General features: G+C 67.2%; 27 protein-coding genes. 6 read left to right on the forward strand and 21 right to left on the reverse strand.

Going from position 1 to position 22,662, the window contains the following annotated elements; translation table 11 throughout:
• Positions 1-120 precede the first annotated feature (120 nt).
• Positions 121-696 (reverse strand): methyltransferase family protein, encoded by a 576-nt coding sequence (locus ACIBK2_RS14975; protein ID WP_396967460.1) that lies wholly within the window; start codon positions 694-696, stop codon positions 121-123.
• Positions 697-943: 247 nt separating this feature from the next.
• Here ACIBK2_RS14975 and ACIBK2_RS14980 point away from each other — a divergent pair, with 247 nt between their 5' ends.
• Positions 944-1,372: a hypothetical protein gene (locus ACIBK2_RS14980; RefSeq protein ID WP_396967462.1), complete on the forward strand. Its 429-nt coding sequence runs from the start codon at positions 944-946 to the stop codon at positions 1,370-1,372.
• Positions 1,373-1,763: 391 nt separating this feature from the next.
• Positions 1,764-1,928: a hypothetical protein gene (locus tag ACIBK2_RS14985; RefSeq protein ID WP_396967464.1), complete on the forward strand. Its 165-nt coding sequence runs from the start codon at positions 1,764-1,766 to the stop codon at positions 1,926-1,928.
• A gap of 220 nt (positions 1,929-2,148) precedes the next feature.
• Here the strand turns inward: ACIBK2_RS14985 and ACIBK2_RS14990 are convergent, their stop codons facing one another.
• From ACIBK2_RS14990 to recO, 8 genes are all read right to left on the reverse strand, one after another.
• Positions 2,149-2,754, reverse strand: coding sequence for a response regulator (locus tag ACIBK2_RS14990; protein WP_396967466.1), 606 nt, complete (start codon positions 2,752-2,754; stop codon positions 2,149-2,151).
• A gap of 45 nt (positions 2,755-2,799) precedes the next feature.
• Positions 2,800-3,975: a sensor histidine kinase gene (locus ACIBK2_RS14995; RefSeq protein ID WP_396967468.1), complete on the reverse strand. Its 1,176-nt coding sequence runs from the start codon at positions 3,973-3,975 to the stop codon at positions 2,800-2,802.
• Positions 3,966-4,244, reverse strand: a complete 279-nt coding sequence (locus ACIBK2_RS15000) for a hypothetical protein (RefSeq protein ID WP_396967470.1) — start codon at positions 4,242-4,244, stop codon at positions 3,966-3,968. The genes ACIBK2_RS14995 and ACIBK2_RS15000 overlap by 10 nt, the downstream gene beginning before the upstream one ends.
• The gene (locus ACIBK2_RS15005; RefSeq protein WP_396967472.1) at positions 4,228-5,013 is read right to left on the reverse strand and encodes an ABC transporter permease; all 786 of its coding nucleotides are present in this window, start codon (positions 5,011-5,013) and stop codon (positions 4,228-4,230) included. The genes ACIBK2_RS15000 and ACIBK2_RS15005 overlap by 17 nt, the downstream gene beginning before the upstream one ends.
• A 1-nt stretch (position 5,014) precedes the next feature.
• Complete coding sequence (locus ACIBK2_RS15010; protein WP_396967474.1) at positions 5,015-5,992, reverse strand: ABC transporter ATP-binding protein; 978 nt, start codon at positions 5,990-5,992, stop codon at positions 5,015-5,017.
• A gap of 85 nt (positions 5,993-6,077) precedes the next feature.
• Positions 6,078-6,509 (reverse strand): YbjN domain-containing protein, encoded by a 432-nt coding sequence (locus ACIBK2_RS15015; protein ID WP_396967476.1) that lies wholly within the window; start codon positions 6,507-6,509, stop codon positions 6,078-6,080.
• Positions 6,506-7,315, reverse strand: coding sequence for an isoprenyl transferase (locus ACIBK2_RS15020; protein WP_379282579.1), 810 nt, complete (start codon positions 7,313-7,315; stop codon positions 6,506-6,508). Before ACIBK2_RS15020 ends, ACIBK2_RS15015 begins: the two co-directional genes overlap by 4 nt.
• A 60-nt stretch (positions 7,316-7,375) precedes the next feature.
• Complete coding sequence (gene recO / locus ACIBK2_RS15025; protein WP_396967479.1) at positions 7,376-8,128, reverse strand: DNA repair protein RecO; 753 nt, start codon at positions 8,126-8,128, stop codon at positions 7,376-7,378.
• Between the two features lie 78 nt (positions 8,129-8,206).
• Here recO and ACIBK2_RS15030 point away from each other — a divergent pair, with 78 nt between their 5' ends.
• A complete protein-coding gene (locus ACIBK2_RS15030) occupies positions 8,207-8,650 on the forward strand; it encodes a DUF1870 family protein (protein WP_396967481.1) in 444 nt (147 codons plus the stop codon).
• 1 nt (position 8,651) lies between these two features.
• Here ACIBK2_RS15030 and ACIBK2_RS15035 read toward each other — a convergent pair whose 3' ends face one another.
• From ACIBK2_RS15035 to ACIBK2_RS15045, 3 genes are read right to left on the reverse strand one after another with little or no spacing between them, the layout of a single operon-like run.
• Positions 8,652-9,110 carry a hypothetical protein gene (locus tag ACIBK2_RS15035; RefSeq protein WP_396967483.1) on the reverse strand — a complete coding sequence of 153 codons (459 nt, stop codon included), beginning with the start codon at positions 9,108-9,110 and terminating at the stop codon, positions 8,652-8,654.
• Between the two features lie 55 nt (positions 9,111-9,165).
• Positions 9,166-9,765 carry a TetR/AcrR family transcriptional regulator gene (locus ACIBK2_RS15040; RefSeq protein WP_396967485.1) on the reverse strand — a complete coding sequence of 200 codons (600 nt, stop codon included), beginning with the start codon at positions 9,763-9,765 and terminating at the stop codon, positions 9,166-9,168.
• Positions 9,752-10,618, reverse strand: a complete 867-nt coding sequence (locus ACIBK2_RS15045) for an alpha/beta fold hydrolase (RefSeq protein WP_396967487.1) — start codon at positions 10,616-10,618, stop codon at positions 9,752-9,754. The genes ACIBK2_RS15040 and ACIBK2_RS15045 overlap by 14 nt, the downstream gene beginning before the upstream one ends.
• A gap of 202 nt (positions 10,619-10,820) precedes the next feature.
• Between ACIBK2_RS15045 and ACIBK2_RS15050 the strand changes: the two genes are divergently transcribed.
• Positions 10,821-12,260, forward strand: a complete 1,440-nt coding sequence (locus tag ACIBK2_RS15050) for an amidase (protein ID WP_396967489.1) — start codon at positions 10,821-10,823, stop codon at positions 12,258-12,260.
• An 8-nt stretch (positions 12,261-12,268) separates the two neighbouring features.
• Here the strand turns inward: ACIBK2_RS15050 and ACIBK2_RS15055 are convergent, their stop codons facing one another.
• Positions 12,269-12,916 carry a hypothetical protein gene (locus ACIBK2_RS15055; protein WP_396967491.1) on the reverse strand — a complete coding sequence of 216 codons (648 nt, stop codon included), beginning with the start codon at positions 12,914-12,916 and terminating at the stop codon, positions 12,269-12,271.
• A gap of 80 nt (positions 12,917-12,996) precedes the next feature.
• Here ACIBK2_RS15055 and ACIBK2_RS15060 point away from each other — a divergent pair, with 80 nt between their 5' ends.
• On the forward strand, positions 12,997-13,881 hold the full coding sequence (locus ACIBK2_RS15060; RefSeq protein ID WP_396967493.1) for a hypothetical protein: 885 nt from the start codon (positions 12,997-12,999) through the stop codon (positions 13,879-13,881).
• Here the strand turns inward: ACIBK2_RS15060 and era are convergent.
• From era to ACIBK2_RS15090, 6 genes are all read right to left on the reverse strand, one after another.
• On the reverse strand, positions 13,878-14,783 hold the full coding sequence (gene era / locus ACIBK2_RS15065; protein WP_396967495.1) for a GTPase Era: 906 nt from the start codon (positions 14,781-14,783) through the stop codon (positions 13,878-13,880). The genes ACIBK2_RS15060 and era overlap by 4 nt on opposite strands.
• Positions 14,776-15,156: a cytidine deaminase gene (locus ACIBK2_RS15070; RefSeq protein ID WP_379282571.1), complete on the reverse strand. Its 381-nt coding sequence runs from the start codon at positions 15,154-15,156 to the stop codon at positions 14,776-14,778. Before ACIBK2_RS15070 ends, era begins: the two co-directional genes overlap by 8 nt.
• Positions 15,153-16,499, reverse strand: a complete 1,347-nt coding sequence (locus tag ACIBK2_RS15075; RefSeq protein ID WP_396967498.1) for a hemolysin family protein — start codon at positions 16,497-16,499, stop codon at positions 15,153-15,155. The genes ACIBK2_RS15070 and ACIBK2_RS15075 overlap by 4 nt, the downstream gene beginning before the upstream one ends.
• Entirely contained in the window at positions 16,496-17,050 is a 555-nt protein-coding gene (gene ybeY, locus ACIBK2_RS15080; RefSeq protein ID WP_396967500.1) for an rRNA maturation RNase YbeY, read from the reverse strand. The genes ACIBK2_RS15075 and ybeY overlap by 4 nt, the downstream gene beginning before the upstream one ends.
• A 74-nt stretch (positions 17,051-17,124) precedes the next feature.
• The gene (locus ACIBK2_RS15085) at positions 17,125-18,144 is read right to left on the reverse strand and encodes a PhoH family protein (RefSeq protein ID WP_396967502.1); all 1,020 of its coding nucleotides are present in this window, start codon (positions 18,142-18,144) and stop codon (positions 17,125-17,127) included.
• 243 nt (positions 18,145-18,387) lie between these two features.
• Positions 18,388-19,323: a LysR family transcriptional regulator gene (locus ACIBK2_RS15090; protein ID WP_357382842.1), complete on the reverse strand. Its 936-nt coding sequence runs from the start codon at positions 19,321-19,323 to the stop codon at positions 18,388-18,390.
• A gap of 148 nt (positions 19,324-19,471) precedes the next feature.
• Here ACIBK2_RS15090 and ACIBK2_RS15095 point away from each other — a divergent pair, with 148 nt between their 5' ends.
• Positions 19,472-20,707 carry an MFS transporter gene (locus tag ACIBK2_RS15095; RefSeq protein ID WP_396967505.1) on the forward strand — a complete coding sequence of 412 codons (1,236 nt, stop codon included), beginning with the start codon at positions 19,472-19,474 and terminating at the stop codon, positions 20,705-20,707.
• Between the two features lie 13 nt (positions 20,708-20,720).
• Here the strand turns inward: ACIBK2_RS15095 and ACIBK2_RS15100 are convergent, their stop codons facing one another.
• Both ACIBK2_RS15100 and dnaJ read right to left on the reverse strand, forming a co-directional pair.
• Positions 20,721-21,461: a 16S rRNA (uracil(1498)-N(3))-methyltransferase gene (locus ACIBK2_RS15100; RefSeq protein WP_396967507.1), complete on the reverse strand. Its 741-nt coding sequence runs from the start codon at positions 21,459-21,461 to the stop codon at positions 20,721-20,723.
• Positions 21,462-22,616: a molecular chaperone DnaJ gene (dnaJ, locus tag ACIBK2_RS15105; protein WP_396967509.1), complete on the reverse strand. Its 1,155-nt coding sequence runs from the start codon at positions 22,614-22,616 to the stop codon at positions 21,462-21,464.
• Positions 22,617-22,662: the final 46 nt, after the last annotated feature.

The following is a 22,662-nucleotide window of genomic DNA, read 5'->3' on the forward strand; positions in this document are numbered from 1 at the left end:
TCCGAACTCCTTCGTGGTGGCCGGGTTGGCCTTCTCACCAGTCTCAACGCACCGGGCCGCACCAAAGGTGTCCCGTTTGCCGGATTCTTAGATGACTATCAGCGAACTGACGACGATTGCTCACCACACGCCGGGGACGAGCCGTTTGGTACCGGCTCGGTATCTCTCGTACGGGCGGCCGATGGTCTCGACCAGTGCCCGCTCTTCGACGTCGATCCGCCTGCTCAAGGCGTAGACGGGCAGCGCGACGGCGATGAGCAGCGAGAGCCAGTTCCCCGCGGCGAGGCCCAAGCCGGTCGTGATCAGCAGGACGCCGGAGTAGGACGGATGGCGCACCCATCGGTACGGGCCCCGATCCACCACCGTCTGGTCCGTGTCGACCTCGACGGTCGTCCGGAACGAGCTGCCGAGCACGGTGATCGCCCAGATCCGCACGATCAGCCCAAGCCACATGATCGCGAGCCCGGCGATCTCCCACGGCAGGTGCGATCGGCCGGGCAGCTGGAACACGCTGGTCGCGGGCAGGACGGCCGCGACCGCCACGGCACCGTTGACGGCGACCGCGACGAGCAGCACGATGGTCAGCCGGGTGCCGCGGTCGTGCTCGGTAGATCCCTTGCTACGCAAGCGATCCCGCACCCGCAGGGCGACCTCGAACGCCAACCACACCCAGGTACTGACTATCGCAGCGTTCACGGCACTCGCTCCTTCGACTGATTCGTACGGCCAGTACAGCGAGCAAACCACCAAAAGCCGTGGCCGCACATCAGGGAACCTCCCTGATGCGATGACAGTGCACCACGAGTCAGCGGCAACTCACCGGCAGACCCCAAGGAACTACCGGCCCGTCGATCCGCGCCGGGCCATTGATCGCGGACACCGCCTGTGTCAGTGTCGGGGCGGCCCCTCGTGGGGAATTCGGTTTGTCGGAAGGGAATCTGCTGTGACCGTTTCAAAGAAGACTGCTGCCACGCTGACCACACTGGGCGCGCTGACCGCCGCGATCGCGCTAGCCGCACCGACCGCTGGGGCCGCGGTCACCCGCGTCGACGTCGCACCCGGACTGAGTTTCGGTAGCTCGGGTGGTGGCTACGGCACCGGCTGCTCCTACACGGTCACCGCGACCGCACGCCCCGGCGCCACCGTGACGTACCTCGACGACGTCGAGGGCGGCCGGACCATCGATACGTTCAAGCCGGTCACCCAGGTCGCCGACGCATCCGGCAAGGCAAGCACCACCTGGACCCCCGTCAAGAAGGGCAAGCACGACATCTGGGCCGCCGAGTACGTCCAAGGCGAGTCGTACATCATGACGACGGTGAACGTCGGGACGGGCCTCAACCTCGGCCCCGCCTGCGTCGTGCTGCCGTAATCGCTTAGCGCACGGCCACTGTCGGCAACAGACCCGCGTGTGGCTGATACGTCGAAAACGCTTACGCCAGAAGATCAGAGCAAGCATGTCCGGCTCACCACGCCGGGCGGCAGGCGGTCGTCGAGCCGTATTTGATTGCCTGCGTGCTGATCTCGTCCATCAAGTAGACAACGGCCGCGGCGACGAATACGCCGGCCAACCATCTCATCGCCGCAAGTCGCACGGCGGGCCGCCATTCGATATGGCGGCCCGCCGTGCCAATTGATCAGCGCGGTGCCGGTGCCGGAGTCGGACTCGGCGTGACGGACGGCTGCGTCGGCGCTCCGGGAGCGTTGCCGCCCGGCGCGCCGGGCAGGTCTCTGGGCCCGGGTCGGTCGCCGCGCTCGGACCGATGCATTCTCGGTCCGTCATCTCGCCCGGAACGATGGGCGGCGGCCATCTGGTGCCCGCCGTGGTGATGGCCATCGCCACCGCCGACGGCCAGCCCGGCGCCGAATCCGACGCCGCCGATCACCACGGCCACCAGCACCGCGCTCGCGATCCGCAATGGGCGTGATCCACGCCAGCGGGTCGCCAGCCGCGATGGCGGCTTGGGGGCGGCCGCTGTTGGGTTCGTACTCGGTACCGAGGGAGGTTCCCCGGTGCTTTCTGCTTCTGCCATTACTGCGCCTTATGTCTGGATTTTCCCGACCTGAGACTCCGACCGTACGAGCGAAGAGTGGGACGCCCCTGCGGATCTGTTGTGTAAGTCCTGTGGACGCGGGCTCGGCAGAACGTCAGAGCCAGCCGAGTCGTTCGGCGGCGCGGACGGCTTCGGCGCGGGTGGAGGTGCCGGTCTTACCGATGGCAGCCGAAAGATGGTTACGGACGGTGCCTTCGGAGAGGTGCAGCTGTTTGGCGATAGCGCCAGCGGTCGCGCCAGCGGCGGCGGCCGACAGGACCTCGCGTTCACGTTCGGTCAGCGGGGAGGTGCCCGCGGTGAGAGTTTCGGCGGCCAGGGCGGGATCGACCACGCGGAGGCCCATTTGGACCCGACGGACCGCGTCGGCCAATTCCCTTGCAGGGGTGTCCTTTACGACGAACCCGCTGGCACCCGCATCGATGGCGCGGCGAAGGTAACCGGGTCGGCCGAAGGTGGTCACCATCAGGACGCGTACGGCTGGATGGGCGGCGTGCAGCTGCGCGGCGACCGAGATGCCGTCCAGGCCGGGCATTTCCACATCGAGCAGCACCACGTCGGGGTTCGTGCGGGCGACGGCGTCGACCACCTCGTCACCGCGACCCACCTCACCGACCACCTCCAGGTCGGATTCCAGTCCGAGCAACGCCGCGAGCGCGCCGCGCACCAGCGCCTGGTCGTCGGCGAGCAACAGCCGGATCATCTGCCCCACTTCCTGTTTCGAAGAAAACTTCTGGTCGAGAATGCCCTACTCGGGAACCGAGGCGCGAACACGCACGCCCCCTTCCGCCGGAGCGGACAACGTCAAGGTCCCGCCCGCGGCCTTGACGCGGGCTCGGAGACCAGCAAGCCCCGAGCCGGACGCTGCGGCCGCACCGACCCCGCGCCCATCGTCGACCACCTCGATGCTCGACGGCGTCACCGTGACCGTGCAATGCCTAGCGGCGCTGTGCCGGATCACGTTGGTGATCGCCTCGCGCAGCACCCAGCCGAACAACTCGCTGTGCGGCGTGTCGTCGACCTCCGGCAGCTCGGCGACGATATCCGCGGCGGCCAATGCCGTTCGCGCATTGGCGAGTTCGCCATGCAACGTGACCTCCCGCAACCCGCCGACAGTGTCGCGCACCCCGGCCAGCGCCTCTCGCGCGAGCCGCTCGATATCGGCGAGCTCGGTCCTGGCCCGCGTCAGGTCGACATCGATGAGCCGTTGCGCGAGTTCGGTTTTCACCGTGATCACGGTCAACGAGTGGCCGAGGATATCGTGCACGTCGCGCGCCACTCGGTTGCGTTCCTCCACGATGTCGAGCTCGGCGCGCTGCCGCCGCGCGAGCTCCGCGAGCCGCTCACCACGCAGACCCAACTGCCTGGCCACCCAAATGACCACCGGGATGAGGCCCAGCCAGAACGGCACGCCCGACAGGTCCGGAATGGCCAGCGTTATGAGCAGCAGCACCAACGCGACCGCAAGGGTCACATAGCCGGACTCACGCGCAGGCATGTGGAAGATCGCGGTCACCGCGACGAACATCACAGTAGGCAGGGCGACCGGGCCGACCAGCCCGACCAGCGACACTGTGCATGCGACCATCGCGGCCAGAAAGGGCCACAGCCGAGGGTCGGCCGGCTGTTCCACCACCGATTCGCCCCGTCCGCGGCGACCGAAGGCTACAAACGAACCGATGACCAACATCGCGTATCCGAGCAACACCGCGGTCGCGGATGCGCCCCGCAGCGGTCCATCGTCGGACCAGCTCTGCGACACCGGCCCGATCATGTAGGACATCCAGCCGACCGCCATCACCGCGCCGAACCATCCACGCCGCCGGCGGCTGGTCGCCGTTGGCCCGCCCTCGGTGACCACGCTGTCGATAAACCCCAGCACCCCACCGGTGCGGAAGGACGCGAACCACGATGTCACACCCATGGCACACTCCCAGCACGCGACGGTTCGCGAGGGAGCTGTCGCGCGCGGTCGATCACGAAGACAAACGGTACCGAACCGTGCTCGGCATCCCAGCGAACACCGGGATCGGAAGGAGACTTCGCGTCGAGCATCAGCACCTCATCCCGGGACAAGCTCGGGATGACGAGGGACTCCGCAGCTCCGATGCCGAGGAACGCCGCAGCGCGGCCGTCCACCCCTCGGGGACGGCCGCGCCGCAGCGCACCGGATAGTTCAGCGAGACGTGTCACGACGGAACAGCATCGTCGAACCCCCGACGAACACCGTGGCCCACACGACCACGTTGAGCACCGCCAACGCGATCGATCCCACGCTGGTGTCGCCGAACGGCATCCGCGCCAGCGTGGCGACGCCGTTGGTCGGGAACACCTTCGACACCGTCCCGAACCAACCGTGCAGCGGAATGAACAGCCCACCCGCGAACGACAGCACCGCGAGCACCGGCCCGAGCAGCTGCATCACGTTCTCCGACGGCAGCAGGTAGCCGACGAACAAGCCGAACGCGGCGAACACCGCCGACGTGATCCAGGCGAGCAGGAAGCAGCTCACCCAGGCGACCGGCGTCAGCTGGGCACCGAGCGCGGCGCCGACCACGAAGACCGCGCTGACCGAGATCAGCCCGAGCACCATCGCGACGGTGACCTTGGTGGCGATGTAGGCGACGGGATGCAGTGGGGTGAGCCGCAATTGGCGACTCCAGCCCTGCGCACGTTCGATCGCCACCATGGCGCCGCCGCTGGTGTTGGCCAGCATCGCGCCGTAGACGGCCATCGACACCATGATGTAGCCGGTCACATTGCCGGTGCCGGCAGACTGTGTCCGGTAATCGGATTGCAGCCCGAAGATGACGAAGAACAGCGGCGGAATGACCAGCGTGAAGATCATCGTCCGGCGGTTGCGCAGCATCCTGCGCAGTTCCAAACGCAGGAATCCGGCGCTGAAACCACCGAGCGGGGTCGGCCGATGCTGGGTATCAGCCTGTGCGGCAAGGGTTGTCATGTCAATTGTCTCCGGTGGTGAGCGCCAGGAACGCGGATTCGAGGTTTTGCGAGGTGATTTCGAGGTCGATCGCGGTGGTCTCGGTGAGCAGGTAGCGGGCGACCGCGTCGGAGTCCTTGGTGTGCACGACGATTCGGTCGCCACGCACCTCGACGTCATCGACGCCGGGCATCGCGATCAGCCCGGTCGGCACGGCACCGGGCAGGGTGGCGCTGACCGAACGGCCCGAGGCCAGGTTCTTGATCTCGGCGGCACTGCCGTCCGCGACCACCCGCCCGGCCCGGACCAGCACGATCCGATCGGCGTAGGCGTCGGCCTCGTCCAGGTAGTGGGTGGCGAACAGGACGGTGCGGCCGCGCTCGGAGTCCTGGCGCATCGCGTTCCAGAAGTCCCGTCGCCCTTCGACATCCATGCCGGTGGTCGGCTCGTCGAGCACGATGAGGTCGGGATTGGGCAGCAGCGCGAGCGCGAACCGCAGCCGCTGACGTTGTCCGCCGGAGCATTTGCCGACCATCCGACCGGCGATATCGGCGATGCCCGCCCGGGCCAGCACCTCGTCGACCGGACGTACGTCGGCGTACAGCGTGCTGACGAGCCGGACGGTCTCGCCGACGGTGAGGTCGGGTAGCAGGCCACCGGACTGCAGCACCGCCGAAATCCGGCCCACCGCAAGCGCTTCGGTCGGCGTGCCGCCGAACACCTCGACGGTGCCGGAGTCCGGCTTCGCCAGGCCGAGCACCATGTCGAGGGTGGTGGTCTTGCCCGCGCCGTTGGGCCCGAGGAACGCGACGATCTCGCCCGGTTCGATGACCAGGTCCAGTCCGTCGACAGCCTGCACGGCGCCGCCCCCGGGCACCGCGAAGCTCTTACGCAGATCGTGCAGTTCGATCGCCGGTGTCGCCCGGTGGGCCCCCGAGCCCCGCTTCCCCGAACCGCCAGCCGCGGCGAAGTCGGCCGCGGTCGTCAGTGCTGATGTCATGCAGTAAACGTTCGCGCATCAGCGCCCCGAATACCCCGCACGCATGTCACGTGTCTGCCATGACAGTTGTCATGGCCGTGCCAATTCAGGGCAGCAACAAGCCCTGACGGGCGCGGCCGGCCCCGGACAGCACCAGCACCAGCATGGTGGCCAGCGCCTGATCATCGAGCCCGGCCGCCGGGAAGGTGTAGCGCAGGATGACGTCGGCGAGCTTCTCGCGCACGATCACGGTGAGCGAGCCGAACTGCAGCTCGTTGTTCCGCTCGGCGACCCGCTTGTGCAACTGCGCCTTCACCGGACGATCCCAGGCCAGCACGCAGGTCAGCGTCAGCACGTCGAGCCCGGGCGCGAGCCGCACCGCGCGCAACGAGCACAGCGAGCCCTCGTATTCGAAGCCGATCGAGCCCTCGGGGTCGACGCGCACGTCGATGTCGTAGATCGACAGGCAGGCACCGGCTCGCGCCTGCAGTTCGTGTTCCGGACTCACCGTTGATTCCATGTCCGTGCCGCCGTTCATTTGGTACCGCCGAACCGGCGGTCACGCGAAGCGTACTCGAGGCAGGCCTGCCAGAGGTTGCGCCGGTCGAAATCGGGAAACAGGGTGTCCTGGTAGACGAATTCGGCGTAGGCGGACTGCCAGATGAGGAAGTTCGAGCTGCGGAACTCGCCGGAGGGCCGCAGGAACAGGTCGACGTCCGGCATGTCCGGCTCGTCCAGATATTTCGCCACCGTCGCCTCGGTGACCTTCTCCGGGTCGATCTCGCCCGCCGCCACCCGGCGCGCGATTTCCCTTGCCGCATCGGCGATTTCGGCTCGGCCGCCGTAGTTGACACACATGGTGAGGGTCATCACCGTGTTGTCCTTGGTCAGCTCCTCGGCGACCTCGAGTTCGTTGATCACGCTGCGCCACAGCCGCGGTCGCCGCCCGGCCCAGCGCACCCGCACACCCATCTCGTGCATCTCGTCGCGACGACGCCGGATCACGTCGCGGTTGAAGCCCATCAGGAAGCGCACCTCCTCGGGGCTGCGCCGCCAGTTCTCGGTGGAGAAGGCATAGGCCGAGAGCCACTTCACGCCGATCTCGATGCAGCCCTCGACGGTGTCCATCAGCACGGCCTCGCCGCGTTCGTGGCCAGCGGTGCGCGGCAGTCCGCGTTCCTGTGCCCACCGGCCGTTGCCGTCCATCACCAGCGCGACATGCTTCGGTACCAGCACGGCCGGGATTTCCGGCGGACGAGCGCCCGAGGGGTGCTGCGAGGGCGGACGAACGGTGCGGGTAGCGCCCGACTTGGTCGCGGTGGAGGAGTCTCGGCGGAGGATCACGGCCCCTATCCTGCCTGATGGTTGTGGAGGCCTTGTGAAGGTCTCCACGGTCGCCGCGGATCAGGCGGGGGCGCGTACCGGGCTCGACCGCTCGATCAGCGGCAACGTGCGCAGCTGCCGTTCCAGATGCCACTGCAGATGCGCGGCGACCAGACCGCTGGCCTGCCTGCGCACCCCCTCCGGCACCGTCTCGACGTACTCCCACTCGCCGCGCAGCAGCGCGACCAGCAGATCGAGCACCCCGGGCGCCGGGGTCGCCGAGCCTGGCGGGCGGCAGTGCACGCACACCGCGCCGCCTGCCGCGACATGGAACGCCCGATGCGGGCCCGGCGTCGCGCACTTGGCGCATTCGTCCAGCGCGGGTGCCCAACCCGCGAAACCCATGGCGCGCAACAGGAATGCGTCCAGAATCAGTTCGTGTGGCCGCTGTTTGGCGGCGATGGCGCGCAACGCGCTCGCGGTGAGCGCGTGCAGCCGGGGAGCGGGCGCCCGCTCCTCACCGGCCAGCCGTTCGGCGGTTTCCAGCACCGCGCAGGCGGTGGTGTAGCGGCCGTAGTCGTCGATGATGTCGGAGGCGAACGCCTCCACCGTGTGCACCTGGGTCACCACGTCCAGCGTGCGACCGGGATGCAGCTGCACGTCGATGTAGGCGAACGGCTCCAGCCTGGCCCCGAACCGCGACTTGGTCCGGCGCACCCCCTTGGCCACCGCGCGCACCAAACCGTGCTGGCGGGTCAGCAACGTGACGATGCGGTCCGCCTCGCCCAGCTTGTGCTGGCGTACCACCACCGCCACATCCCGATACAAACGCACGCCTCATCCTCCCACGAAGACCCGACAGCCCCTGGCAGGCGCGGCACCCGCACTGCCACTTCCGGCGACGAATCCACCATGCCGGTCGGCGCGCTGACCTATCCTTTTCTCTACCGTACTGCTGGGGAGGGGCTTTCGGATTTGGACGACCTACTTGGTACCGGAACGGCCGCAGGCTTCCGCGCCACTCGCGAACTACTCGGATTGCCGGTGCCCTGGTGCGCCCGGCTCTTCGCCGTGGCCGAGCGCACCGTAGAACGCTGGGAGCGGGGAGCGTTCCAGATTCCGGACACCGCGGCCCGCGAGCTGGCCGAGATCGCCGACGAGACCGAGCAGGTGGTCGAGGCGATGGTCGACGCCATCGGCGCCGGTGAGATCTCGCCGCGCCTGCACACCTATCGGACCAACGACGACTACTGCAGGCACGAGCCGGACACGCGGTACCCGGCCACCTGGCATCGGGCCGTGTGCGCCCGGGTGATGGTCGAGCTACCGCAGGTGGAGCTGCAATTCGTGGAGTAATTCAGCGGTACAGCATCGGTTCGATGACGAGTTGGAAGAGCGGGGTGTCTACCCGTACGGGAGTCAGTGCGGTCGCGCCGAGCTTGGCCGGCTCGGCGCCGGGCCCGTCGAACAGGCAGTGCCCGTTCGGATTGATGACCAGCGCACGACCGTCGGCCGCGCCGGGCAGGGTGACGCGGGCCGCGCCCTGTACCTCGACGGCTGTATTCGGCGCGATCGGGACGAGGTTGTGCACCCACGGCGCGAGGTAGGGGTGCGCGACGATGGTCGTCGCGTCGGGGCCGCGCTGCACCTCGGTCGTCGGCACCTGGATCGGCGAGATCGCGGGCGTGAGTGCCGGATCAGTGACACCGACGCCGTTCGGGGCCTGTGTGTAATCGGGAGTGAGCGGCTGTGCCTGTGCTATTCCGGCCAGACCGAAGCCGACCGCGAGGCCGACACCTATCGCTACGAGCTTCATCTCGCCGATTCTGGGTGCCCGCACGATCGGGCACGACTATTGCGCTCGAGCTGATTCAGGTCCTTACGATGCCGGAGATCAGCTGCAGTATCGCCTGCTGTGCTTCGGCGCGGGCGCGGTCCGGGTCCTCGGCATGGGCGACGATCAGGGCCGCCTCGTTGAGGGCGCTGATTATCAGTTGCGCAAGCACCTGGATGGGGCCGTCGGCGATCAGGCCGGCGGCGCGCGCGCGTTCCAGCTGAGCGATGGTCATGCCGAGGGCGTGCCTGCTTTCGAATTCGCGCCAGGCCTGCCAGCCCATCACGGCGGGCGCGTCGGTGAGGGCGATACGCAACATCGCGGGACGCTGGCAGATCTCCAGGAAGACACCGAGACCGACCGCCATGCCCGCCATCACATCGTCGGGATCGACGGTGGCGATGGCGTTTTCGATCTCTTCGGTGGTCTCCACCTCGATCTGTTCCAAGACCGCGAGGAACAGTCCGCGCTTGTCGCCGTAGTGATGATGCAAGGCGCCTCGGGTGACCCCGGCCTCGGTGACGAGTTCCTCGGCCGACGTCGCCGCGAAGCCGCGCTCGGTGAACAGCCGACGTCCGGCCTGTTCGAGCGCGGCCCTGGTGGTGCGGGAGCGATCCTCCTGGCTACGGCGTGGCATGCAGCCGAGTGAACTCCAGGATCGACTCGGTGAGCAACTCGGGCTGGTCTTCCGGGATGAATGTGTAGGAGTCGTCGATGATCTTCAGCGTCGCGTGCGGCAGATCCCTGGTCAGCCGTTCGGCGTAGGACATCGGGAAGATCTTGTCCTCGCGGGCCCACACCACCAGCACCGGGATCTCGACCGACCCGAAATGCGAGGCGGCTTCCAGCGTGTAGCGGCTCTTGGCGTTCTTCAGGAACAGTCGCAGGTTCTTACGAATGGCGCCGGACTCGCGGCTGGCCACCAGGTAGGAGTCGGCGATCTCCGGTGGCAGCGGGCGCTTGGCGATCGAGCCGAACACCAGTGGCGTCGAATGCAGCGCGCGAATGCGCGCCACCTCGGTCACCGGGCGCATCGAGCCCGGGATCTTGGCCAGCAAGGGGAACACGTTGAACGGTGGCGGCATGAAGGCCTCGTAGCTGTCGACCGCGGCGAGCACCACGCGGCCGATCCTGGCCGGATGACTGGTCATCAAGACCTGGGTGAGTGCACCGCCGGTGTCGTTGGCGACCACGGTGACATCGGTCAGGTCCAGTCGTTCGAGGAACGACGCGATGAGGTCGACGACGCCCGGCACGGTCAGGCTCGCGTCCGGCACCGGGATCTGGTGCGAGCCGAGCGGCCAGTCCGGGGTCAGGCAGCGGTAGCCCGCGGCGGCGATGCCGGGGACGACCTTGCGCCACAGGTCCGCGTTGACGAGGAGGCCGTGCACGAAAAGGACCGGCGAGCCCTCGCCTATGTCGTGGTATCGGATGCGGCCGCCAGGCAGGTCGATCTCGTGTGTGCGGCCGAGTTCGGTGCTGATTCCCATCGTTCCTCCAGTGCGTTGCGGTCCGAACACTGTTACATACATTCGGTATGTATGTCTATAGATCGGCCGGTAGAACTGCGGAAATCAACAACCCGACGGTCGCGAGACGGGGTGCCGCGAGGGCTAGATGCCGGAGGCGAACTAGTCGCTTGACCAGTTGCGCGCTAACGTCTTCCGGAAGCACGAAGAGACGGAGCTCACAATGGCGGACACCACTCGGCAAACCTCCGAGACGCAGACCGGCGACCTCGGGCTGGCCGACCATGCCGCCGCCATCGCGCGGGGCACGATCAGCTCCGTCGCCGCCGTCGGTGCCGCCCTCGATCGCATCGAGGGATCTCAGTCGACGCTCAATGCGTTCCGAATCGTGCGTCGTGAGCGGGCACTAGCCGAGGCGGCCGAGGCCGACCGGCGCCTCGCGGCGGGTGAACGTCCGCCGCTGCTCGGAGTGCCGATCGCGGTGAAAGACGACACCGATATCGCCGGTGAGCCAACAGCATTCGGCTGCGGTGGCGACTTCCCGCCGAAAACCGAAGACGCCGAATCGGTTCGACGGTTGCGCGCGGCAGGCGCGGTGATCGTCGGCAAGACCAATACCTGCGAGCTCGGCCAGTTGCCGTTCACGAGCGCGGCCTCCTTCGGATACACCCGCAACCCGTGGGCCGCCGACCACACACCGGGCGGCTCCTCCGGCGGCTCGGCGGCGGCGGTCGCGGCCGGATTGGTCCCCGCCGCACTGGGTTCCGACGGCGCGGGCTCCGTCCGCATCCCGGCGTCGTGGACCAATCTCGTCGGCATCAAGCCGCAGCGCGGCCGGATCTCCACCTGGCCGCACGCCGAAGCGTTCTACGGACTCACCGTCAACGGCCCGCTGGCGCGCACTGTCGCCGACGCCGCCCTACTCCTCGACGTAGCCGCCGGACCACATCAGGGCGATCTACACACTCCCCCAACAATTTCCGCCACCGAGGCAGTCGGCCGCGATCCCGGCCGACTGCGCATCGCCCTCTCACTGAACACCCCGTTCACCGCGACAAGGACCGCACTCGACCCCGAAATCGCCGCCGCAGTGCGCCGCATCGGCGACACCCTGCGCAAGCTAGGCCACACCGTAACCGTCGCCGACCTGCACTACGGCCTCATGATCGGCGCATCATTCCTTCCCCGATCCATGGCCGGCATCCGCGCAGCCCACCAGAAATTCCCTGGCGCCCAAGTAGATCCACGCACCATCGCCAACACCCGCCTCGGCCGCCTCCTCGACGGCCCCGCCCTCTTCGCCGCCCGCCGAGCAGAACCCTTACTACACAAGCGCATCGGCAACTTCTTCCACAACTACGACCTAGTCCTCGCCCCCACCACCGCAACCCCTCCCCCACGCGCCGAAGACATCGACAACATCGGGGTCCACGCCACCAACAACCTCATCACCGCCGCCTGCCCCTACACCTGGCCCTGGAACGTCCTCGGCTGGCCAAGCGTGAACGTCCCCGCCGGATTCACCGACACTGGCCTACCCGTCGGCGCCCAACTGATGGGCACAACGTCCACCGAACCGCTTCTGATTTCGGTTGCCGCACAACTGGAGTCGGAATTGCATTGGGAACGTGAACGCCCTGACCCGTGGTGGCTATCTCACTGAATCGGTTTCTATGAGTCTCCCCGATCCTTGGCGGCCTTTTTCACGGCCTCCTGCAAAATAGCCATCTTTTTGTCATACAAGGCGAGAATAGCACCATCGGTACCGAAGTCTTTCCCCAGCTTTGGTTTCATTTCCGTGTCCGCTACCTTGAGCGCGTTGTCGTAGGCCGCCTTGAAATCATCGACCTCGCAGACCAAATACCGCCAAAACCGCAGCCTATCATCGTCTTTCCAGCCGACGACCGGCGGCGAAAAATCTACCTCTTCTTCCGTCGTCCTCGCCTGCTTCCCCTTTCCCGAATTCTTCTTTATGGTAAGTTTTGTCATCGTATACTTTCGAGCGTAATCTACCGGGTCGTCTCCCTTGTCGTACTCCAGTGGACTGAGGCGATACCCCTTGTCGTACAGCTCGATCGCTTCGTCGCTGAACTGCCGTTTCGATCCCTCTAAATCCTTGCGAGGATCGATGGCTCCATCGCAGAAATCGTTGGCGATCTGTTTCCATTCTTCTTCATTCTTCGCGGCTTGCTTTTCTTCCAGCTCAGCGGATCTCTCAGCCGGGCTGTCGTCCGCATGTGCTATCTGCGGCGAAGCCACACCTGAGATCAGCAGCGCCGAGAACCCGGCCGTGAACAGTGCGGACAATCGTGTACCCACAAATTCCTCCTCGGTGATTCCCCATCGATGACGGTGAAACGCATGGAACTGCTAGATATTCGGTGCCGCCGAGCACATGGATGGCCCAGATCACCACCACTGGCCACGCGCCGACTCACGTCTACGCGAAATCTGCACTCTCTCTCGGGATCAGCACTCGCTCTAGGGCCCTAAAGTCGGTGCCGATCCCGAGACAGGGTGCAGATTTTAAGGGCTGGGCATCGATTGTCCGCACTTTGCTCGGGGCCACGAGGGGCGATCGGACAGTGCTTGCCTTGCGACAGGGGAAACATGAGTGCGGAACTCGTTGCGGTCAGGCTCGGTACCGCGCTGGCCGGTCGGGCCGCGCATCTCCTGTTGGCGAAGCAGCAGGGGAGCAAGAGCGGCGGTCCGACATGGCCGGGCTGATCAGGCGCTACATCCCTGGCGTTCGACCGCAGCGCAGCGTCAAACGGCAGTTCGAGCAGATCGCCGATGCGGTGGCCGAATCGATCGGGCTCGGCACGATCGCGGCGGAATACGATCTGGGATCGGTGGTCGAGCACGAACTGGACAGCCTCAGGCTCTCTGGCAGAGGGGCACCGACTGCCCTCGTATCGGCGCGGTGCGCACCCCGACTCGAGCACCTGACGCTGACCGACTGTGATCTCACCGCAGCGTTACCAGCACTGATCTCGGCCGTGCCCGGGCTCCGATCGCTGTATCCGCAATTCGTCGAACTTCCCGACGACCTCACCCATTGCCGGCCTGCCAGCGCTGGAGAAGATTCAGTTGCTCGAGTGCACCGGACCGGCAAACGGCCCGATCAATGTGGCATCTATCCCCCCGCCCGATTCGCCACGGCAATTGGTCGTCAACGTCGACGCCGCCACGCGAACCGTCGGGGCGATAGCATCGACTACCGGCATTGTGTTCGATCGGACCCCAGCAGAGTGATCCGCCGACGGCACACAACCACGCCCTAGAACCCCAACTTGCCCAACTGTTTCGGGTCCCGCTGCCAATCCTTGGCGACCTTCACGTGCAGGTTCAGGTAGATGCGGGTCCCGAGGATGTTCTCGATTTGGTGGCGGGCGTTGGTGCCTACCTCTTTGAGGCGGGCGCCGCCCTTGCCGATGATGATCGACTTCTGGCTGGGGCGTTCGACATACAGGATGGCGTGCACGTCGAGCATTTCCTCGTTCTGCTCGTACGGCAGGATCTCCTCGATTACCACGGCCAGCGAGTGCGGGAGTTCGTCGCGGACACCTTCGAGGGCCGCCTCGCGAATGAGCTCGGCCATGAGGGTTTCCTCTGGCTCGTCGGTCAGTTCACCGTCCGGGTAAAACGCTGGCCCCTCAGGCATTTTCGAGGCGATGACATCGATGAGAACCTCGATCTGCTCACCCTTGACCGCGGACACCGGCACCACATCGCAGTCAGGTCCGAGCAGGTTCGACAACGCGAGCAGCTGCTCGCCGATCTGATCCCGGCTCACCTTGTCGATCTTGGTGACCACACCGAGCAACGTCGTCTTGGGCGCCATCTGCTTGATCTGCTGCACGATCCACTTGTCGCCCGGCCCGATCTTCTCGTCGGCGGGGATGCACAGCGTGATCACGTCGACTTCCGAATACGTATCGCGCACAAGGTCGTTCAGCCGCTGTCCGAGCAGGGTGCGTGGGCGGTGCAGGCCGGGAGTGTCGACCAGGATGAGCTGGGTATGGTCGCGGTGCACGATGCCGCGGATGGTGTGCCTGGTGGTCTGCGGGCGCGAGGAGGTGATCGCGATCTTCTGGCCGACCAGGGCATTGGTCAGCGTCGACTTGCCGGTGTTCGGCCGGCCGACGAAACAGACGAAACCGGAACGGAATTCGCCGTCAGCCACCGCGCACCTCGCTGGCCTGCGCCGCGTCGACGGCAAGCTGGGAGTCGTCGACGATCTCGAATACCGCGCCGTCCCGATCGGTGAAGATGATCTTGGCTGCGGGCGACACCTCGCGCACCGCCGCGACCCCGAAGTCCGACAACCGGCCGCCGACCACCACGGCCGCCTCGAATCCCTCTGCGCCACTGGAGATCGCGGCCGCGACGGCCGACTGCAGCGCGGTCAACCGCAGCGCCGTCAGGGTCACCTCGCCGGCCGCGTAGGTGCGGCCGTCGGTGTCGCGCACCGCCGCGCCGCTGGCGCCGCCCACGCGACCCATCGCCCCGCGCGCCAGCACCAGCAGTTTGTTGTCCTCGGGATCCAATTCGGTCATTCGGTGTCTCCGTCCTCGTGTCGACCGGCCGGGGTCTCCCGATCCGCGCCATTGCCTTTGCGTTTGCCGTTCGACTTCTCGCCGTCGGCGTCCTTCACCTTGCGCACCACCACGGTGTGCACCCGCACCCGCCCGCGCGTGTCCGCACCGCCCTCACCACGCAGCATCAGCCCGTGCACCGCGACCTTCGACCCGGGCAGCGGCACACGGCCGAGCTCGTGTGCCATCAGCCCACCGACCGTGTCGACGTCCTCCTCCTCGATGTCGAGCCCGTACAGCTCGCCGAGGTCTTCCACCGGCAGTCGCGCGGATACGCGGTAGCGGCCGTCGCCGAGGTCTTCGATGGGCGGCGTCTCGTCGGTGTCGTATTCGTCGGCGATCTCGCCGACGATCTCCTCGAGCACGTCCTCGATGGTGACCAGCCCGGCGATGCCGCCGTATTCGTCGACGAGCAGCGCCATGTGGTTGCGCCTACGCTGCATCTCGTCGAGCAGGCTGTCGAGAGGTTTGGAGTCGGGCATGAACACGGCCGGGCGCATGACCTCGCGCACCAGCACTTTGCGGCCCCGTTCCGTATAGGGCACAAGGTCTTTCAGGTACACCACGCCGAGAATGTCGTCGACGTTCTCGCCGACCACCGGAATGCGCGAGTGCCCCGACCGTACGGCGAGCGACATCGCCTGTGCCGCAGTCTTATCCGCTTCGATCCAGACCATCTCGGTGCGCGGCACCATCACCGCGCGGGCGGCGGTGTCGCCGAGTTCGAAGACGGACTGGATCATTCGGCGTTCCTCGTCGGCCACCACGCCGCGCTCGCTGGCCATCTCGACCACTTCGCGCAGCTCGATCTCGGAGGCGAACGGGCCGTTGCGGAAACCCTTACCCGGCGTGATCGCGTTACCGAGCAGGATGAGCAGCCTGGACAACGGGCCGAGCAGCGCGCCGATGAACTGCAACGGCAGCGCCGCGGCCAGCGCGATCGAATAGGCGTGCTGGCGGCCCAACGTACGCGGGCCGACCCCGATCACCACGTAGGACACCAGCACCATGACGACGGCGGTGACCAGCAGCGCCCAGTCGTCTTCCCAGACCGCGATCAGTGCCGCGGCCAGCAGCACGGTGGCGCCGATTTCGCACAGAATGCGCAGCAGCACCATGAGATTCACGTACCGGGCGCGGTCGCCGACGATCTTGCTCAGCCGCACCGCGCCGGGCCGGTCGGCCCGCACCAGATCGTCGACGCGGGCTTGCGAGATGGTGTTCAACGCCGAATCGATGGCCGCGAACAGTCCCCCCACGGGGACGAGCAGGACGGCAAGCACTATCAGGGTCAGCGAATTCACGCGGGTCCTAATGCGTCACCCGGTGTGGTGAAGCCCGCCTTCCCCAGCAACCTGGCGTCTCGGGCGGCGAGCTCGGCCCGACGCTGTGCTTCGCGCAGGCTCTCGTACCACTCTTCGAGCAGCCGGGCCTGCAGCGCGAACATTTCCTTCTCCTCCTCCGGCTCGGCATGGTCGTAGCCGAGTAGGTGGAGCACGCCGTGCACGGTGAGCAGCGCGAGTTCGTGGTCGAGCGAGTGACCCACCTTGCGGGCCTGACCCGCGGCGAACTCGGGGCACAGCACGATGTCGCCGAGCATGGACGGGCCGGGTTCGGGGCTGTCGGGGCGCCCGCCCGGCTCGAGTTCGTCCATCGGAAAGGACATGACGTCGGTCGGGCCGGGTAGGTCCATCCAGCGCATGTGCAGGTCGGCCATGGTGTCGAGATCGACAAGAACCATCGACAGTTCCGCGGCGGGGTGCACATCCATCCGGGTGATCACGAAGCGCGCGACACTGACCAGATCTTCTTCGGGCACGTCGATACCCGACTCGTTGGCGATCTCGATACTCACCCGGTCAGCCTAATGCCGCAGGTCGACACCCAACGCCGTTGGGTGTCGACCAAATGACCGACATTGTGCGCAACTCAGTGTCGATCGCCTCGACTCGCGGCCCGACGCTGCGCCCGGTTGCCCGGATAATGCGCGCCGACCTGCGGCGTACGCTCCGACTCGGCCCGATCGTAGGCGTCGACGATGTCGGCGACCAACCGGTGCCGGACCACGTCGCTGCTGGTCAGGTACGAGAAGTGGATGTCGTCGATGTCGGTGAGGATCTCACTGGCCGCGCGCAGCCCCGATCGCGCTCCGGTCGGCAGGTCGACCTGGCTGACGTCACCGGTCACCACGATCTTCGAACCGAACCCGAGCCGGGTGAGGAACATCTTCATCTGCTCGGCCGTGGTGTTCTGCGCCTCGTCGAGCACGATGAACGAATCGTTCAAAGTTCTACCCCGCATGTATGCCAGCGGCGCGACCTCGATGACTCCGGCCGCCATCAACTTCGGGATGGCCTCGGGATCCATCATGTCGTGCAGTGCGTCGTAGAGCGGGCGCAGGTACGGGTCGATCTTCTCGTTGAGCGTGCCGGGCAGGAAGCCGAGCCGCTCGCCCGCCTCCACCGCGGGGCGGGTGAGGATGATCCGGGTGACCTGCTTGGTCTGCAACGCCTGCACGGCCTTGGCCATCGCCAGATACGTCTTGCCGGTGCCCGCGGGGCCGATGCCGAACACGATGGTGTTGGCGTCGATCGCGTCGACGTAGCGCTTCTGGTTGAGTGTCTTGGGCCGGACGGTCTTGCCGCGCCGGGACAGGATGTCCAGGCTGAGCACCTCGGCCGGGGACTCGGAGGAGCCCTCCGTGAGCATCGAAACGGTGTGCCGCACCGCTTCCGGGGTCACCACTCGGTTCCGGCCGGTGAGCGCGACGAGCTGTTCGATCACTCGCTCGGCGAGGGCGACGTCGGCCGCCTTGCCGGTGAGGGTGACGGAATTGCCGCGGACGTGAATGTCCGCGTCGAGCAACTCTTCGAGTTCACGCAGGTTCTGGTCGGCCGAACCGAGAAACGGGAACACGGATTCGGGAGCGAGTTCGATACTGGAACGCACGGTGCGTGCTGCGGGACCCGAGGTGTTGTCGTCAGCCGTCCCGGGGGTGGCAGCCGACGAAGTCGGCGGGGCGGGTAAGCGCGAGCCTGCTGCGGAGGTTGTCGGGTCGCCGATCTCGCCTTGTGTTCTCAAAAGTGGCTATAGCCTGCTTTCCGGTCTCGACGTGCTGCTGTGTTGATGAAAGTTTAACGCGCCCCACCGACACCGCCCAGTGAATAAGCCGCTAACGGGAGGACCGGATGATCAGGGGATTCCCCGGCGTCGCTGCGCCCAATCCTCGGTGAAATCACGAAAGCGTCGCGCGGCCCCCGGCGCCGACGTCTGCGCCGACCACACCAGCCCGACCTCGCGGGTGGCGCCCGCGTCCGCGAGCGGGATCAGCACCGGCCCCGGCAGCCGCACATCCGCCTTCACACCGGCGACGCGCGGCGAGCTCGCCGGGCCGATGTCCTCCTCCGGCAGCACTCCGACGCCAAGACCTGCGGCGACCAGGCCCGCGACGGTGATCAGGTCGCTGGCCTCGAAGGCGATGCGCGGGCGCAGGTCGGCGGCGGCGCACAGTTCGTCGACGATGCGGCGCATGCCGAAGCCGGGATGCATGGCGATGAAGTCCTCGTCGGCGACCTCGTCGAGGCGCACCTGCCTGCGGCCGGCCAGCCGGTGATCGGCGGGCACGGCCAGCGCGAGCCGCTGCCGGAGCAGGCCGCGCCAGCCGATGCCCGCCATGGTCGGGCGCGGCGAGACGATACCCAGATCCGAGGTCCCGTCGAGCACATCGGTGGCCACCATCTCGGCGGGACCCTGGCGTAGCGCGAAAGTGATTCTGGCCGAACCACGACGGAATTCGCCGACCAGTTGCGGAACCAGCCAGCCGCCGAAGGAATGCAGAAAGGACAGGCGCACAACGCCGTTGGCAGGGTTGTTCAGATCGTCGATGGACTTGGCGGCGGTGTCGAGTTCGGCTTGGGCGCGGCGGGCGTGTTCGTAATAGATGCGGCCGAACTCGTTGAGGGTGATGCGTTTGCCGTGGCGGTCGAACAGTTCGACGCCGAGCCTGCGCTCGAGCCTGCCGAGCATGCGGGACAGGGTCGGCTGGGCGATGTGCAGGCGTTCGGCGGCGGCGCCGACGCGTTCCAGTTGGGCGAGCGTGGTGAACCACTCGAGGTCCTCGCTCAGCATGGGTGCCCACTCTCCTCGATCCTAGTGACGAGCCTCACAGTGCAGGTCGGAGCGGCCGCGACTGGTCTGCCTATATGCGTTCGGTGCATGAACTCCGCCATTATTATTCATTTCCCTTCGGAAGGGGTGGCGAGCGATTCTGAAGGCCATGACCTCGACGAAGACCCGGCCTGTCGCCGGGGGCCGGACCACGCACGAGCGCCGGATCACCACCGCGCTGTTCGCGGCGGGCTTGGCCACCTTCGCGACCATGTACAGCGCGCAGGCGCTGCTGCCGAGCCTGTCCGCCGCGTTCGGTGCGACGCCTGCCCATGCGGCGCTTGCGGTTTCGCTGACCACCGGGGTCGTCGCGCTGGCGATCATTCCGGTGAGCGCGCTGTCCTCGCGGTTCGGTCGCACGCGAGTGATGACGGTGTCGGCGGTGAGTTCGGCTGTTATCGGCGTGCTGCTGCCGTTCAGCCCGACGCTGGATGTGCTGCTGACCGGGCGGGCGCTCCAAGGGCTCACCCTGGCCGGGGTGCCTGCCGTGGCGATGGCCTATCTGGCCGAGGAGATCGGACCCGACGGGCTCGGCGCGGCGATGGGCGTCTACATCGCGGGCACCACCTTCGGCGGCTTGGCCGGACGCGTGATTCCGGCGTTCACCCTGAGCGTGGCCTCGTGGCGGTGGGCCGAGGCGACCATCTCGATCGCGGCCGCGGTGTGCACCGTGTGGTTCGTCCGCGGTCTGCCGCCCTCGCGCAGTTTCGTCGCCAGACCTGCCGGAATCCGCACAGTACTCGGCGATCTCGCCGCGCAGCTACGCCACCGCGGTCTGCTCACCCTGTTCGCGCTGATCTTCGTATTGATCGGCGGTTTCGTCTCGCTCTACAACTTCCTCGGCTACCGCCTCACCCGGCCACCGTTCGAATTGCCCGAGGCCGTGGCCGGTTTGGTGTTCGTCCTCTACCTCGCGGGATCGGCGGCCGCGGCGATTACCGGTCGCGTCGCCGACCGCGTCGGGCGACTCCGAGTCCTCGCCACCGCCGTGGCGATCATGGCCGTCGGGCTGGCCATGACCATCCCCGACAACCTCGTCACCCTCGTCATCGGCATGTCCCTGTGCACCGCAGGCTTTTTCGGCGCCCACACGGTGGCAGGAGCCTGGGTCGGTGCCATGGCGAATGGAAACCGAGGCGCCGCATCCTCGCTGTACCTCTTCGCGTTCTACTTGGGCAGCTCCATAATCGGCGGAGCCGGCGGCATCGCCTACGTCCACTACGGCTGGCCCGGCCTGGTCCTCGGCGTAGCAGTACTGCTCGTCATCGCCGCAATCCTGGTCGGCACCTTGACGATTCACGCGAAATCCCGTTCGGGTGCGGAGCAGATGACAGTAGGGATCTAGTCGCGGAACGTTGCTACCAGCGCGACGTCAGCGCGCCGAGGGCACCGAGGGCGACGGCGGCAGCGGTCGAGGTGCGGAGCACGGTGGGGCCCAGTAGAACCGCTTCGGCACCGGCTTCGGTGAGGGCAGCCAGTTCGGAGTTGTCGAGGCCGCCTTCCGGGCCGACTATCAGGATGACTTCGGGGGCTGCGGCGAACGGGAGTTCGGTGAAACGCCCCGTGCCGGATTCGTGCAGGGCGGCGACGATCGCGCCGTCCGCCTTGGACTTTCGGATCAGCTCGACGAGGTCGCGGGTGCGGTGTAGGTCCGCTACCTCGGGGATGTAGGGGCGGCGGGATTGGCGGGCGGCCGAGCGGGCGGCGGCGCGCCACTTGTCGACGGCCTTGCCCGCCTTGCCTTCCCAGTTGGCGATGCAGCGGGCGGCCTGCCACGGGACGATGGTGTCGGCGCCCGCCTCGGTCATCAGCTCGACGGCCAGTTCCGAGCGGTCCGACTTCGGCAGCGCTTGAACGACCGTCACACGCGGTGAAACCGGTTGTGCCACAGCACGATTCAGTACCCGCAGGTCCAGCCGGTCACGTTGCGCCGCAACGACTTCCGATTCGGCGAGCACACCGCGCCCGTCCGACAACGTGATCGGCTCGCCGACCCGGATGCGGCGCACCGTGGCGGCGTGCCTGCCCTCCTGGCCGTCGAGCACGGCGATGGCGCCCGGTTCGGGCACCTCGTCGAGGTAGAAGACCGTCGCGGCCAATTAGCGCCCGCTGAACGAGGCCCGCAGCCTGGCGAACAGGCCACTGTTGTGCTCGGACTGGGTGGACATGACCTCGGCGCGCTCGCTCGGGCGCATGCCCTTGTACTTGCGCAGCAGTTCGGTCTGCTTGCCGTCCAACTTGGCGGGGATCACGATGTCCAGGTGCGCGAGCAGGTCACCGCGCGCGCCGGAGCGCAGCCGCGGCATGCCGTGCCCGCGCAGCACCGAGACCTCGCCCGGCTGGGTGCCCGGCGCGATGGTCAGTTCGGTGGGGCCGTCCAGGATGGTGTCGATCACCACGGTGGTGCCCAGGGTGGCGTCGACCATCGGGACGCGGATGGTGCAGTGCAGGTCGTCGCCGTCGCGGACGAACACATCGTGCGGCTGCTCGACGATCTCCACATACAGGTCACCGGCGTGCCCGCCGCCGGGACCGACCTCGCCCTGCGCGGCGAGCCGCACCCGCATGCCGTTCGCGACACCGGCCGGGATCGGCGCGGCGATCTCGCGACGCGCACGCACCCGGCCGTCGCCACCACACTTGTGGCACGGATCGGGGATGGTCTCCCCCGCGCCGCGGCAGGTCGGGCAGGGGCGCGAGGTGAGCACCTGGCCGAGGAACGAACGCTGCACGGATTGCACTTCGCCTGCGCCGCCGCAGGTTTCGCAGCGCACCGGCTTGGACTTGCCGTTGGTGCCCGCGCCGGTACACACGTCGCACAGGATCGCGGTGTCCACCGTCAGATGCTTGGTCACGCCGACCGCGCATTCGGCCAGGCTGAGCCGGGTCCGCAGCAGCGAGTCCGCGCCGGGCTGCACCCGGCCGCGTGGCTTGCGCGCGCCACCCGAGGCGTTCATGCCGCCGAAGAACGCCTCGAAGACGTCGCCGAGGCCGCCGAAGCCCGCGCCCGAGAAGCCGCCGCCACCACCGCCACCGGACTCCAGCGGGTCACCGCCGAGGTCGACGATGCGCCGCTTCTCCGGATCCGACAACACCTCGTAGGCGGCCGACACTTCCTTGAACTTGGCCTGCGCCGTCTCATCCGGGTTGATGTCGGGATGGAGTTCCCGCGCCAACTTGCGATAGGCGCGCTTGATCTCCTGGTCGGTCGCGTTCTTCGCGACGCCGAGCAGTCCGTAGTAGTCCCGTGCCACTTGAGTTCTCTAGTCCTTGGTCGTTCTCGAAGGTGCCGACGGTGCT

This window comes from Nocardia sp. NPDC050175 (genome assembly GCF_044459885.1).
GTDB lineage: Bacteria > Actinomycetota > Actinomycetes > Mycobacteriales > Mycobacteriaceae > Nocardia.

Excerpts from the sequence above, each read along its gene's own strand:
- ACIBK2_RS14985 (WP_396967464.1), top strand. The coding sequence starts at position 1,764 with ATGCATTCTCGGTCCGTCATCTCGCCCGGAACGATGGGCGGCGGCCAT.
- ACIBK2_RS14990 (WP_396967466.1), bottom strand. The coding sequence starts at position 2,754 with ATGATCCGGCTGTTGCTCGCCGACGACCAGGCGCTGGTGCGCGGCGCG.
- ACIBK2_RS14995 (WP_396967468.1), bottom strand. The coding sequence starts at position 3,975 with ATGGGTGTGACATCGTGGTTCGCGTCCTTCCGCACCGGTGGGGTGCTG.
- ACIBK2_RS15005 (WP_396967472.1), bottom strand. The coding sequence starts at position 5,013 with ATGACAACCCTTGCCGCACAGGCTGATACCCAGCATCGGCCGACCCCG.
- ACIBK2_RS15010 (WP_396967474.1), bottom strand. The coding sequence starts at position 5,992 with ATGACATCAGCACTGACGACCGCGGCCGACTTCGCCGCGGCTGGCGGT.
- ACIBK2_RS15015 (WP_396967476.1), bottom strand. The coding sequence starts at position 6,509 with ATGAACGGCGGCACGGACATGGAATCAACGGTGAGTCCGGAACACGAA.
- ACIBK2_RS15030 (WP_396967481.1), top strand. The coding sequence starts at position 8,207 with ATGCCGGTCGGCGCGCTGACCTATCCTTTTCTCTACCGTACTGCTGGG.
- ACIBK2_RS15035 (WP_396967483.1), bottom strand. The coding sequence starts at position 9,110 with ATGAAGCTCGTAGCGATAGGTGTCGGCCTCGCGGTCGGCTTCGGTCTG.
- ACIBK2_RS15040 (WP_396967485.1), bottom strand. The coding sequence starts at position 9,765 with ATGCCACGCCGTAGCCAGGAGGATCGCTCCCGCACCACCAGGGCCGCG.
- ACIBK2_RS15045 (WP_396967487.1), bottom strand. The coding sequence starts at position 10,618 with ATGGGAATCAGCACCGAACTCGGCCGCACACACGAGATCGACCTGCCT.
- ACIBK2_RS15050 (WP_396967489.1), top strand. The coding sequence starts at position 10,821 with ATGGCGGACACCACTCGGCAAACCTCCGAGACGCAGACCGGCGACCTC.
- ACIBK2_RS15060 (WP_396967493.1), top strand. The coding sequence starts at position 12,997 with ATGGCCCAGATCACCACCACTGGCCACGCGCCGACTCACGTCTACGCG.
- ACIBK2_RS15070 (WP_379282571.1), bottom strand. The coding sequence starts at position 15,156 with ATGACCGAATTGGATCCCGAGGACAACAAACTGCTGGTGCTGGCGCGC.
- ACIBK2_RS15090 (WP_357382842.1), bottom strand. The coding sequence starts at position 19,323 with ATGCTGAGCGAGGACCTCGAGTGGTTCACCACGCTCGCCCAACTGGAA.
- ACIBK2_RS15095 (WP_396967505.1), top strand. The coding sequence starts at position 19,472 with ATGACCTCGACGAAGACCCGGCCTGTCGCCGGGGGCCGGACCACGCAC.